We start from the raw sequence: 12,499 nt of genomic DNA, 5'->3' as shown, positions 1-12,499 counted from the left end.
CGCGAGCGTCGGACTATCGAGCAGCACGTGCGGCTTGTCCAAATGACCGGAGGGATACGCGTCGCCCCATTTCGGGTTGGTCTCCGCATGGATGTTCGCGGGGCCGAGGGCGATGCAGCTTGTCTGCGTCCCGTTGATTTTTTTTGCTCAGGACAAAGGCCAGATATTTCATTGCCAGGTCCTTGTTCGGATTCCCCTTGGCTACGGCCCGCATATCGGAGGCAACCAGGAAACCGTTCCAGACCTGCCCCACCGGCTTACCGTCGGCATGTGCCGAGGCAACACGATTGGCATACATCATGGTGAGCGGCGTTTCGCCCGATATGAGCAGGTCTTGGACCTGGGCGCCCGTCTCCCAAAACACCAAATCCTTCCTAATGGTGTTCAGCTTCTTGAATGCACGGTCAAAATCCAGCGGCACGATGTCCTTGGGTGCCACACCGTCGGCAAGCAAGGCCATAATAAGGATCGTATTCGGGCTATCTCCAACGCCGCGCTTGCCGGGGAACTTCTCCAGGTCAAAGAAATCATCCCAGCCCGTCGGAATCTTTCCGCCTGTCTTCTCGGAATTATATCCGAGAGTGTAGGCAAAATCGTCAAGCGCGACAGCATAGGTTTGCGCCAGGTCCGGGATCAAGTCCGCTTTGTTGATGACCGAATAATCGATGGGCTCAAGATATTTCTCACCGTTCGGAGGTTGAGCAAATGCCGAACTGACATCCATTACATCAGAGGTATAGTGACGGGTGGTCACCGCGAGCTTGAATTTCGAATTATCGGCGTTTTCGGGACTGGTCAGGATTTTGATCCCTGCCTCCTTTTCAAATGGTTCGAAAAAGGAAGTGCGCAAACAATCCGCGTACATGCCTGTCCCACTTTCAAGCGTCAGGGTTTTGCTCTCCGCCCTCGCCGAACTGAGCAATGCCTCCGGCCCAAGAATCGTGCCCAGCGCCGCACCGCCGCCAATGGCAAGGCCGCCCTTTAGCACGCGTCGCCGAGTGGGGCCCTTCGAGAATTGATTGAATTTCGACGTCTCCGATACCATGGTTTCCTCCCTCGCTATAGCTACGTTTCTTTGCTCTCTTTTTCCCGGCCCCTCGTTTGCAATGCCTATTTTAGATAGGATACTGAATAAACGGTCCGGAATAATTGCTACATTTGGACTTGCATCATTTGGACTTGCGTCTTCTCCAAGGCAAACGAGACGCCCATCTCTGACGCTGATGCCCCTCGCGCCACTTATCGACACCGCTCGGCAACGCTGGCCCGTCTAGGTCGACGCCCATCCTGCCACTCCGGGACTGGATCTGGGCCAAAATGTGCTACTTACCACATGTCGAGCGCAGGACTCAGCGCAACTTGAAATGTGGCCATCCTCAGTGGGGCTGCGGGCTTTGATTTCTGCTCGCCTTCAGCACACAGGCTTTCCAAACGCATGAGCGCTCCCCCCTTAACGTCACTACCATATCTATATGCTGGCGTCTTTCGTCGTCGAGTTTTGCCGATTTCGCGTAGGAATCCTGCATTAGGCGCCGAACTGCGCGGAATAACTGTTAGCTCGCTGGGCGGTGCGCGGTCTTGTCGAAAGCGGGATAGTCCCGCTTTGTTCCTAGGCCGTGAACCCATAAATTGATGGTGTCGCGGGCTAGCGGTCGCTTTCGCCCGTCAGCTCTCTGCGTGTTCGAAGTGGCTGGCGAACTTGACATTGTAGGCATGGAATTCGCCTTCCGGCGTAATTACCAGCTCAGTGATGTTGGCGCGTTGGAAGGCGCCCTCGGCTGCTGGATCGTTCATTTTCAGACTGACCGTCAGAGCGCCATCATCTGTATCGACCAGCTTATAATCGTAGCAGACTGCTTCTCCGAAGCAGATGATCTCGCCGCCCTGAACGATCAGGTCCGAAGTCGAATCTTCCACGTCAATCCACCGGCCCTGCATTTCGACGGGAAGTGGCGCGTCCCGTTCAAGTCGTTTCATGATTGACCTCTCGAAACTTCTTTCGCGTCATGTTGTCATCCGACGGTGGGGGCGGCAACGGGTCATTTCGCAAATGGCGGCTTTCATGAGAGGCAGATTTCTGATTCAGCATCAGAATGAGCCGATATGACCTGACCGACTTCGAGTGGCGCGTGATCCAGCCGCTGCTGCCTAACAAACATCGAGGCGTGCCACGCGTCGACGACCGCCGCGTATTAAACGGCATCTTCTGGGTGCTGCGATCCGGGTGCGCCGTGGCGCGACCTGCCGGAGCGCTATGGTCCGCGCACCACCTGCTACAATCGTTTTGTCCGATGGCGGAAAGCAGGTGTGTGGGACCGCATCATGGCCATACCAAAGCCCATAGCGACGGCAGGTCAGATGAGTGACATCGCCTCCGCAACGGACTTGATCACGGACTTGCCCGAGGGTGCCATGTTGCTCGCTGACAACGGCCATGATGCCAACGTCTTGCGGTCTGTCGTCACCGAGCGAAAGGCATGGGCAACATCCCGCCTAAGGCTAACCGCAAGGATCCGATCTGCTTCAGCCCCTTCCTCTACAAGGCGCGCAACCTCGTCGAGCGCTTCTTCAATAAGGCCAAGCAGTTCCGCCGTATTGCCACCCGCTACGACAAGGTGGCCGAGAACTATCTTGCCGCCCTCAAACTCGTCTCAATCCGCATCTGGTTACGCTGTAATGAGTCTACGCCTAGGACTCCTGATGCTCGGCGAGCGGCTTCGAAGCGACTGGCGCGTCCCGCCTGTCGGTCGTGGCGGCGATCTCATCGACGTTAAGAAAGGAGATGTTGGAAGCGAGAATAGCGCCTGGCTTCGCAACCTTGTTGAGCACGCCAAAGATTTGGTTTTTCACTGCCATATCCTCGAAGACGGCTTCGATGACGATGTCCGCGTCGGCACGGCTCTCGTAACGCGTCGTTCCGGTGAGAAGCGCGATGCGCCGATCGCGCGCCTCTGCGGTCAGCGAGCCGCGATCTACCGAAATATCGTAGTTCCTCCGAATGACACCAAACCCACGGTCGAGTGCCTCCTAGTTCATTTCCAAGACGGTGACTGGGATGCCAGCGCTGACGAACGATGGCGATGCCGCCACCCATTGTGCCAGTGCCGATGACGGCCGCCTTGCAAATCGAGGTGCAGATGATCGACACCTCCATGTTCGCGTCCATCAGCAGGGCGTGACGGCAAAAAGGGGATCGAGATCATTGTCTCGGTCGATCCCGAGGCGGGCTGACAACCAAAATCCATCGCTCTTGTGGACGCCAAAGGCAGGCCGATCAAGCTGATGCTCACGGTGCGCGGCTTCACGTCCCGCCCGACGCCGGCGACCTTTGCAGCCTTGAGCCGCCGGTCGGTCTTTTTCTGCTGCTTTGCTCAAACTTGAGACGCACCTCAGCAAGCCAAATCGCGCAATCAACGTTGAGAATCAAATGATGCGCTTTGACACCTTAGGGAGCATTCGATACAAAATCGTAGCACTCTGAACACGGCTTCCGCTCAGCGAGGGACAAGTATGCAATCCATCACCACAGGACGTAGTAGCAGTGAGGTCTCGGGCCGAACTCCCCGGCAGAGTTTGAGCGTTCCAGGCGCATCACGCCGGGCAGCGTGCGGGCGGCGCCGTTCTTTCAGCCGCAGCCGCCCTATGCCGCTTCCGGCAGCGGATGCTAGATCACCGATGTGGACTTCGACCGCGCCAACATTTCTTCTCGCTCGTGCACGGCCACGCTTTTCTTTCCGTGATCCAGGCACTTCATAAGACATTGGATGCCGGAACAGCATTCGGCCTGCCGGACGCCCTCGCGGAAACTGCGCTGGCGAGATGGTGAGAGAATCGAGCAGCATGCCCCGATAGGCAACGTGAAGGAGGAGACGAAGTCGATGGGCTTACTCGAATTCGACGGAAAACGTTATCTCGACGGACGCGCGTCCGATCCGCGCGAACTCGGCTGGATGCGCGGTGCGCCGCCGCCAGCAGACAAGTGCGTCACATTCGAGAGCGGCACCTTCCTCGATTTCCCGCAGATCCGCTGGTCGTTATCGCACAGGCGCGAGCTTGCGGCGAGTGCCAACGTGTGGCGCGGGCGGGGCGGGCCGTCGCCACTCGATTGCAGCGACAAGTCGGCCGACATCGACGGACTCACCTTCGACGATCTGGACGGCCGTACCCGCCGGTTCGACGAGGCGCTGTTCGACAGCTACTGCGATGGCATCGTGGTGCTGCATCGCGGGCGCATCGTGTACGAGCGTTACTTCGGCGCACTCGAGCCGCACTTGGCGCATGCGTGCTTCTCGGTCACGAAGTCGTACGCGGGTACGCTCACCGCGGCCTTCGTGCACGAGGGCATGCTTGATGACGGCAAGGTGATCCCGCATTACCTGCCCGAGCTGCGATCCACTGCCTGGGCTGATGCCACGCTACGCCAGGTGATGGATATGCAGACCGGTCTGGCGTACACCGAGATCTATGACGACGAACGCTCCGGGGTTCGTGCGTATTCGCGCGCCTTTGGTGGGCGGCCGCGGCCGGTCGGCTATGATGGGCCGCGGACATTGTGCGATTACCTGCGCACCGTGAAGAAGGAGGGGGCGCACGGCGAAGAGTTCGCGTATAAGAGCGTCAACACGGACGTGATGGCCTGGGTTATGGCGCGCGTGACCGGCCGCTCGTTCGCACAGCTGCTGCACGAGCGCCTGTGGGCGCCGCTCGGCTGCGAGGAGGATGCTTACGTCCTTGTCGACGCGGTCGGCATGCCGTCGGTCGGCGGCGGGCTGAACGCGAGCCTGCGCGACCTCGCGCGCTTTGGCGAACTGATGCGTCGCGAAGGCGAGTGGGACGGAAAGCAGCTCATTCCAGCGTCCGTCGTTCACGAGGTGCAAAAGGGCGACGACCCCGCAAAATTCCATTACGCGTGGCTGCCAGGCTATTCTTATCGCAGCATGTGGTGGGTGAGCCACAATGAGCTGGACGCCTTCGAAGCCAAGGGCATCCACGGCCAGCGGCTGTATATCGCGCCTAAGGCCGAGATGGTGGTCGCACGGTTCGCGTCGCACCCAGTGGCGTCGAGCGCCGCCAACGACTCGATCACTTTGCCTCAGATGCTGACGCTGGGGCGGATGCTGCGTACTTAGAATGCTGGGACGGCTTCACTGCCTTCCTCCACGACGGCCGGACCTGCCCGACGTGGGATGCTGAGAAGCCCAATACCAGGCCCAGTCCAGCCTTTCCGTACCCGGGGCGCACCTGCCTTAAGCGACGACGTCGTTCTTGTTCAATTTGCATTAGAAATTTCGGCTGATCAATCGCAGGTGGTGGCCGGGATCGGTGAGAATACCTGCTCCATAAGCTGGCGTTTGCGTCAAATGGCCCGCCATCTGTTGCCGTCCCGCACCGCGCATCCTTCTTGCTTGAGTTTATCGAGATGGGCCTCGACGTTGCGCTCCGCCGCCCAGGCAAGCGATTTATCGGTTTTGCGGTAGACGGTCTCCGCGATTTCCGCAGGTGTTGCAGGTGCCTTGCCGATCTGTATCCGGATCGCATCCTCGCGCTGCAGGCGGTGTTGCAGAAGCATGCATGTATATGACGTCGGATCATGGAGCGCCGGTCCGTGCCCCGGCAGGTAGAGTCGGTCCTCCGCCGCGATGAGCCGCTCGAGTTGACGGCAATAGGCGCCCATGTCGCCGTCGGGGAGCATGACGATGGAACTGTTCCAGGCCATGACATGATCGCCACTGAATAACACTCCATCATCGCGCCGGAAGCAAAGATGATCGCTGGCGTGGCCGGGCGTATGCACAACCCCAAGCCCTGCGACGTAATCGCCCTCTAACAACGGCAAGTCCGGGCGAAAAGTATCGTCAGCGAAATTGGCGGAGGCGTGGACCCTCAAACCAGTCTCGCTCTGCAGGCGAGATACGGCGCCGAAGTGGTCGGAATGGTGGTGCGACACGATAATTCCTGCTCCCCGACCACCCAACGCCGAGATGATCGCATCGAAATGCCTTGCGTCGTCAGCTGGGCCTGGATCAAGCACAAAGAGGCCTTCGGGCGCTTCGATCAGATAGGTGTTGGTGCCGTGGTAAGTCATTAGCGAGGCATTTGCGGCCACCATGCGGCGGACCCCCGGGGCCACCTCCTGGAAGACTCCGCGTTCAGGGTCTGGTTCGTAGTGGAAACGGCTCATTCTCTGTTCCTAGGACTCCTTATGCGCCGTGCGGCACGGTTTCAAAGCGATTGGCGCGCCAAGTCAGATGAAGAGGTCCGTCATGCCGCCTTCTCTATCTGCAATCCGACAAAGCACCCGCCGGACTGGGCCAACCGCTTCAGCAGCGCCGCTGGCTCAAAGGCAACCTTCCCTGTCCTGCCGTGCCAGTACTCGAGGCGCTGGACAATCTTGGGAAGTCCCTCGTGGTCAGCCCAGAACATTGGGCCGCCTTTGCCGACTGGGAAGCCGTAGCCGTTGACGAATATCACATCGACGTCGGAAGGCCGCGCCGCGATGCCCTCTTCAAGAATGCGCGCACCTTCGTTGATCATGGGATAGATCGTGCGCTCGATGACCTCTATAGGCTTGATTTCCCGCCGGTTGACGCCGGCCTCGCGCGACTTCTCCTCGATGAGCGACCCGACCCATGGGTCGGGCACGGATATCCGTGAGCCTGCCTGATAGAGGTAGAATCCCTTCCCCGTTTTCTGCCCGAAGCGGCCGAGCTCGCACAGCGCATCGGCGACCGCTGCCGTCTTGCCGAGAGCCTTTCGGTTGCGCCATCTGATGTCGAGCCCGGCGAGGTCGCCCATGGTGAAGGGCCCCATCGGAAAGCCGAAATCGGTGAATACTTTGTCGACGATATCGGGTGTCGCCCCTTCGAGAAGAAGATCCTCATTCTCCGCTGAGCGGGCGGCAAGCATGCGATTACCAACGAAGCCGTGACAAACGCCAACGACCACCGGAACCTTGTCACAGCGCTTTGTTTCCGGATCTTCTGGCAAGCCGCCAGCCGCAATCTGCTGCACCAGACGACGGACAGGCATTACGAAGGCATAGCTCCCTCCTGGATGCCAAAAGCGCCTTTCGTCCCACCAAAATCCGGTTTTGGCTCTTGAAGACATCGTCATCTCCCTCCCCTATCATCTCCCTGCATGTGCCTACCGGGCCAAAAAGGTGAGCAACAGGTGCCGCCCGCCGGAAAAATCCGCTCTTGGGGCAAGAGGCGGGTTTCATGTGTGTTGTGCATGGATTTCTGTGCTGCCAAATGCCGCAGCGCGTCCTTCACAACCCGGACCGTATTCCTTGGCGCTCCATGGGAGCGAAGCGCCTTCTCTCACATTGATTGGCAAGTCCGGCCCATCTCTGCTCGGGCAAGTGCCCGGCAGGAGAACAATGCTCGCTGCCGGGCAAAAAACGCCTTGGGAGGATGCGTGAACCTCGTCCAAAGTAGCCGGGTTTTCGGGGCGCGGGACTGCTTGTTTCGCCACCTCTTCGCCGAATACCTGCGAAATAAGGTGCCAATGAGCATGAACGCAGCGCGCCAGGCGGGCTAACCTACGGGTTTCTAGCTGAAGCCGTGTTCCTTCTCGGCAATGGTAAGGCTCTCATCCACGATGGCCACCATGCGATTGATCTCCTCTCGCGTCGCTACGAGCGGCGGACAAAAATGTACTGACGCGTATACACGGGAGAGGAGGCCCTTCTGCTCCATGAGTTCTTGGACTCGCCGGCTGAACGGATGCGCGGCAGGAATAGGTCCAAATGGCTCCTTCGTCCCCTTGTCCGCAACCAGTTCCGCAACGCACATAAGGCCGAGGCCGCGCACGTCGCCAACTGTGGGATGGTCGCGCAGGCCCTGCAATTTCTGGAGCAGGTAAGCGCCGTTGGACGCGCTGCGCTGCGGCAATTCCTCACGCTGAAGAATCTCGATGTTCTTGAGGGCGGCGGCGCACGAGACCGCCTGCCCGCCAAAGGTCAAGAGGTGCGCGAGCGCCGTGTCCTGTTTCTTGAACTCGTCGTAGATTCGATCGCTGACTCCGACCGCGCCGATCGGCGCGTACCCCGAGGAGAGACCCTTCGCCATCGTGATGAGGTCAGGCACGACGTTGAATTGCTCAGTGGCGAACATTGTACCAGTGCGGCCGAAGCCGTTGATGACCTCATCGAGCACAAGCAAAACGCCATGCTTGTCACAAATCTCCCGCACGCGCTGCCAGTATTTCTTTGAAGGCACGTGGCAATTGTTCGACGTTGAAACCGGCTCGCCGATGAACGCCGCCACGGTATCTGGCCCTTGAGCCAGAATCTCCTGCTCTAGGGCATTGGCGCAGGCGATATCGCCGGCATCTCCCTCGAGCCCGAAATCGTTTCGGTAGCGATTTGGCGAAGAGACGAAGCTAACACCGTACATAAAGGGACCGAAAAATCTTTCGTTGCGCGAGGAGGTGATGCTCATCGCCCCCATTGTCGCTCCGTGATACGCACCGCGTCGCGCAATGATCTTGTATCGCTTGGGGAAGCCCCGCATTGCCTGAACTTGCTTAACAATTTTGATCGCACTCTCGACCGCTTCTGAGCCACCTGAACAGAAGAAAAAGCGGTTGATGTCCCCCGGCGTCAGTTGCGCCAGAACTTCAGCGAGTTGAACTGCTGGGAGGCAAGTATAATCGGCGGATGAAACATAAGCGATCTGCCCTGCCTGTGTCGCCATTGCCTCACCGATTTCTTTGCGCCCATGGCCTACATTGACGAGATAGAGACCCGCGAGGCCGTCGAGATATGCACGGCCATGCGCATCGTAGAGTGTCGAGCCATCGCCCCGGACAATGACGTGCAGCCCGTCTCGCTCGGCGAGGTCGAGCCAACGCGCGGAGTGGATCCAAACATGATCTAGCGCTTGCCGCTCAATCGGCACAAACTCGCGAGGTTTCGGGGTTTCGTCTGCCATGCTGTCCTCCTCAAGCGTACGAGGCCAGCGCCTGCCGGCGCCGCCCGAATGTAGCAATTAACGACAAGCTTCCAAAGGTCACACGGCACTGGGCTGCCGTGTCGAGTGTTAGCACTCCTCAGGAAACTCGACACTTAGCGGAATGGCGGTCGGCAATTGGATTACTGACCTGGGCGTGCACCTGATCCACGAAACGGTGACTGTTCAAATACATTTTTCTGTTAGCGGCTATCTTGTTTCAAGATGGAGATTTTTCTGGCATTGCCGCCGACTTTGAGACCCCTTGGCGTGCACCTAACGTAGACATGCGTTGTCGTCAGCAGCTCCTTCGCGCCCTCGTGAGCGACCTGCGCACGAATGATGCCTGACAAGGCCATTGCTGGCATGCTCAACCGAGCAGGACAGCGGACAGGTCGATCTAATGGCTGGACACAGTCGCGAGTGCGGGGCTTCCGCAACACGCACGATATCGCCGCCTACAGGGACGACGAATGAGCCGAGCGCGGCGAAGTCACGTTGACCGAGGCCGCCAGGATGCTCAATCTGAGCCCGGCGACGGTCCTTCTTCAGATTCGTGCCAGCATCATCCCCGCCGAGATCCGAGCCGAGGCTATTCATTGAGAGCGAGCACCTTTGACGCTCCAACTCCGTCGGCGGCGAGGGATGTAGGAGGCGTCGTCGGACGCGCGAAAGGCCCCGGGGGCCGCCACATCGCCCAGAGCTCGCTGCCGGTGAATCGGCGTAGCGTCGAGCATGACGGTACGATACCAGGAGTTGGTATCGGAGTTGAGCTGATACATTTTCGATTCGATCACGCCATGGGCGACGGCGTTCACGGTGATGCCGTCCCACGCGTAATCAGCCGCCACGGCCCGGCTGAGGCGATGACACCTGCCTTAGCGGCCGCGAAATTCGCCGAGCTGCGGAAACCCAAAATGCCGAACACGGAGGTAATGTTGATGAAGCGCGCCCATGGGAGCTCTGCTTGAGAGCGGCCATTGCGCGCTTCGAAAAGCGGAACACGGATCCGAGATTGACGCTTATTATCTCGTCCCAGTTTTCATTTTCCAATTCGTGGATCGAGCGCGACCCGCCGATGCCCGCGTTGTTGACAAGAATGTCCAGCGCTCCAAACGCGTTGGCGGCTTTCGCCAAAATCTGCTCCGAAGGGTGGGGACAGGAGGTATCACTCAAAGCACGCGTCGGACTGTGCCAACCGCTTTAGAAGCGCCGCTGGCTCAAAGGCAACCTTCCCTGTCCTGCCGTGCCAATATTCGAGACGCTCGACAATCTTGGAAAGTCCCTCGTGGTCGGCCCAAAACATTGGGCCTCCTTTGCCGATTGGAAAGCCGTAGCCGTTTACCCACACGACATCGATGTCGGAAGGCCGCGCCGCGATGCCCTCTTCAAGAATGCGCGCACCTTCGTTGATCATCGGATAGATCGTGCGCTCGATGACCTCTATCGGGCTGATTTCCCGCCGGTTGACGACGGCCTCGCGCGACTTCTCCTCAATGAGCGACCCTACAAATGGGTCGACCACGGGTATCCGTGAGCCTGCCTCGTAGAGGTAGAAGCCCTTCCCCGTTTTCTGCCCGAAGCGGCCGAGCTCGCACAGCGCATCGGCGACCGCTGCCGTCTTGCCGAGAGCCTTTCGGTTGCGCCAGCCGATGTCGAGCCCGGCGAGGTCGCCCATGGCGAAGGGCCCCATCGGAAAGCCGAAATCGGTGAACACCTTGTCGATGGCTTCCGGTGTCGCCCCTTCGATAAGAAGATCCTCATTCTCTGCTGACCGGGCGGCAAGCATGCGGTTACCAACGAAGCCGTGACAAACGCCCACGACGACCGGTACCTTGTCAATGCGCTTGGCGACCGAAAGCGCCGTGGCGAGAACATCTGGCGCAGTCTTTCCGCCGCGCACAATCTCGAGCAGCCGCATAACATTGGCCGGCGAGAAGAAGTGCAGGCCAAGCACGTCCTCCGGCCTGTCGGTCGTGGCGGCGATCTCATCGACGTTAAGAAAGGAGGTGTTGGAAGCGAGAATTGCGCCTGGCTTCGCAACCTTGTTGAGCGCGCCAAAGATTTGCTTTTTCACTGCCATGTCCTCGAAGACGGCTTCGATGACGATCTCGGCGTCGGCAAGGTTCTCGTACCGCGTCGTTCCGGTGAGAAGCGCCATGCGTCGATCGCGCACCTCTGCGGTCAACGAGCCGCGCTCTACCGAAATATCGTAGTTCCTGCGGATGACACCAAAGCCGCGGTCCAATGCCTCCTGGTTCATTTCCAGGAGGGTGACTGGGATGCCAGCGTTGATCAGGGACATTGCGATGCCGCCACCCATTGTGCCCGCGCCGATGACGGCCGCCTTGCAGATCTTGCGCGGCTTCACGTCCCGCCCGACGCCTTCGACCTTCGCCGCCTCGCGCTCGGCGAAGAAAAGATGGCGCTGTGCCTTCGATTGCAAGCTATTCATCAACTCAATGAAGATCGCTCGCTCTTTGTCGAGCGCCTCGTCGAACGGCGTGTCCAACGCCATGCGTACGGCCTTGACGCATGCTAGAGGGGCGTCAAGCCCGCGCGCACGCTTCGTCAGCTCCTTCGCGTGGGCGTCAAAGGTAGAGGGGTTGGAACGCGCTGTGGCGAGCTTCTCATCGCGATCGCGCACAGCGGCAGGTGTTTCGCGGCTATGTACGAGCTCCCGCGCGAACGCCTTGGCGCCTTCGAGCAGATCTCCTTCGACGATGCGGTCGATGATCCCTATTTCCAACGCGTTCGCTGCACCAACCGGCTTGCCTGGAACAATCACATCGAGAGCCGCTTCAGGGCCGATGAGGCGGGGTAAACGCTGGGTACCACCAGCACCAGGGATCAGTCCGAGCTTCACCTCGGGGAGGCCTATATGAGCGTCTGGCGATGCGACGCGCGCACGACAGCATAGGGCCATCTCGAGCCCACCACCCAGTGCCCAGCCGTGGAATGCCACGACCACGGGTTTCGTGGACATTTCGCAGCGCCTATTGACCTCTCTGAGCGGCGGCTCTTTCGGCGGCTTGCCGAATTCGGTGATATCGACGCCGGCACTGAAAGTCCGGCCGCTGCCGGTAAGCACTATTGCGCGGACAGCCGGATCGGATTCCGCCTGGTTCATTGCCCCCACAATGCCGCTTCTCACTACATCGCTAAGCGCGTTGACCGGAGGGTTATCGATTGTGAAGACGGCCACATCGCCGTCCACCGAATATGTAACCGCACCGGTCATCTGATTCTCCTGTTCTCGGAATACTTGCTATTCGGCTGCGCTGGCGAAGCGCCCAGTGCAAGGTCTTCGGCCTGCAATGATGCGCCCGACGGCCGCTACGGTCGCTCGGTGAATGAGGAGGGATTTAGTCGTACACCTACCAGATCTCGTCATGTGGCCACCGCACTCTGGATTGGACCTCTGCAGCGCCCATCGAGCGGTTCTGCAACCAGCTTGAGCAGCTCCGCGACATCGTTCGTTGAAGTGCACGGCGCAACCACCCGGCCTCCATAGAGCTCGCTGATGACCCGTCGGGAGCGGTTCATGG

General features: G+C 59.4%; 9 protein-coding genes and 3 pseudogenes. 3 read left to right on the top strand and 9 right to left on the bottom strand.

Annotated features, from left to right (window positions below; all coding sequences use genetic code 11):
- Nucleotides 1–13: 13 nt before the first annotated feature.
- Together FJW03_RS00135 and FJW03_RS00130 are read right to left on the bottom strand one after the other, a co-directional pair.
- Complete coding sequence (locus tag FJW03_RS00135) at nucleotides 14–1,045, bottom strand: ABC transporter substrate-binding protein (protein WP_226890531.1); 1,032 nt, start codon at nucleotides 1,043–1,045, stop codon at nucleotides 14–16.
- Between the two features lie 620 nt (nucleotides 1,046–1,665).
- Entirely contained in the window at nucleotides 1,666–1,977 is a 312-nt protein-coding gene (locus tag FJW03_RS00130; protein WP_140767391.1) for a hypothetical protein, read from the bottom strand.
- 116 nt (nucleotides 1,978–2,093) lie between these two features.
- Here FJW03_RS00130 and FJW03_RS30265 point away from each other — a divergent pair.
- Nucleotides 2,094–2,675 (top strand): annotated as a pseudogene (locus FJW03_RS30265) (transposase); the annotation flags it as partial.
- A 13-nt stretch (nucleotides 2,676–2,688) separates the two neighbouring features.
- Here the strand turns inward: FJW03_RS30265 and FJW03_RS00120 are convergent.
- Entirely contained in the window at nucleotides 2,689–2,982 is a 294-nt protein-coding gene (locus tag FJW03_RS00120; protein WP_319022921.1) for a 3-hydroxyacyl-CoA dehydrogenase NAD-binding domain-containing protein, read from the bottom strand.
- 215 nt (nucleotides 2,983–3,197) lie between these two features.
- Here FJW03_RS00120 and FJW03_RS00115 point away from each other — a divergent pair.
- Both FJW03_RS00115 and FJW03_RS00110 read left to right on the top strand, forming a co-directional pair.
- Nucleotides 3,198–3,291 (top strand): annotated as a pseudogene (locus tag FJW03_RS00115) (IS5/IS1182 family transposase); the annotation flags it as partial.
- Between the two features lie 587 nt (nucleotides 3,292–3,878).
- A complete protein-coding gene (locus tag FJW03_RS00110; protein WP_140767389.1) occupies nucleotides 3,879–5,129 on the top strand; it encodes a serine hydrolase domain-containing protein in 1,251 nt (416 codons plus the stop codon).
- A gap of 227 nt (nucleotides 5,130–5,356) precedes the next feature.
- Here the strand turns inward: FJW03_RS00110 and FJW03_RS00105 are convergent, their stop codons facing one another.
- The 6 genes and pseudogenes from FJW03_RS00105 to FJW03_RS00080 form a co-directional block, all read right to left on the bottom strand.
- Nucleotides 5,357–6,181, bottom strand: coding sequence for an MBL fold metallo-hydrolase (locus FJW03_RS00105; RefSeq protein WP_210240625.1), 825 nt, complete (start codon nucleotides 6,179–6,181; stop codon nucleotides 5,357–5,359).
- Between the two features lie 80 nt (nucleotides 6,182–6,261).
- Nucleotides 6,262–6,966: pseudogene (locus FJW03_RS00100) on the bottom strand (3-hydroxyacyl-CoA dehydrogenase family protein); the annotation flags it as partial.
- A 584-nt stretch (nucleotides 6,967–7,550) separates the two neighbouring features.
- On the bottom strand, nucleotides 7,551–8,933 hold the full coding sequence (locus FJW03_RS00095) for an aspartate aminotransferase family protein (protein WP_140767387.1): 1,383 nt from the start codon (nucleotides 8,931–8,933) through the stop codon (nucleotides 7,551–7,553).
- A gap of 614 nt (nucleotides 8,934–9,547) precedes the next feature.
- Nucleotides 9,548–9,769, bottom strand: a complete 222-nt coding sequence (locus tag FJW03_RS00090; protein ID WP_226890530.1) for a hypothetical protein — start codon at nucleotides 9,767–9,769, stop codon at nucleotides 9,548–9,550.
- A gap of 22 nt (nucleotides 9,770–9,791) precedes the next feature.
- Nucleotides 9,792–10,127 carry an SDR family NAD(P)-dependent oxidoreductase gene (locus FJW03_RS00085; RefSeq protein WP_140767385.1) on the bottom strand — a complete coding sequence of 112 codons (336 nt, stop codon included), beginning with the start codon at nucleotides 10,125–10,127 and terminating at the stop codon, nucleotides 9,792–9,794.
- Entirely contained in the window at nucleotides 10,120–12,192 is a 2,073-nt protein-coding gene (locus FJW03_RS00080; RefSeq protein ID WP_140767384.1) for a 3-hydroxyacyl-CoA dehydrogenase NAD-binding domain-containing protein, read from the bottom strand. The genes FJW03_RS00085 and FJW03_RS00080 overlap by 8 nt, the downstream gene beginning before the upstream one ends.
- Nucleotides 12,193–12,499: the final 307 nt, after the last annotated feature.

Source organism: Mesorhizobium sp. B4-1-4 (assembly GCF_006439395.2).
Taxonomy (GTDB): Bacteria; Pseudomonadota; Alphaproteobacteria; order Rhizobiales; family Rhizobiaceae; genus Mesorhizobium.
This window is presented reverse-complemented; position numbering and strand designations above follow the sequence as displayed.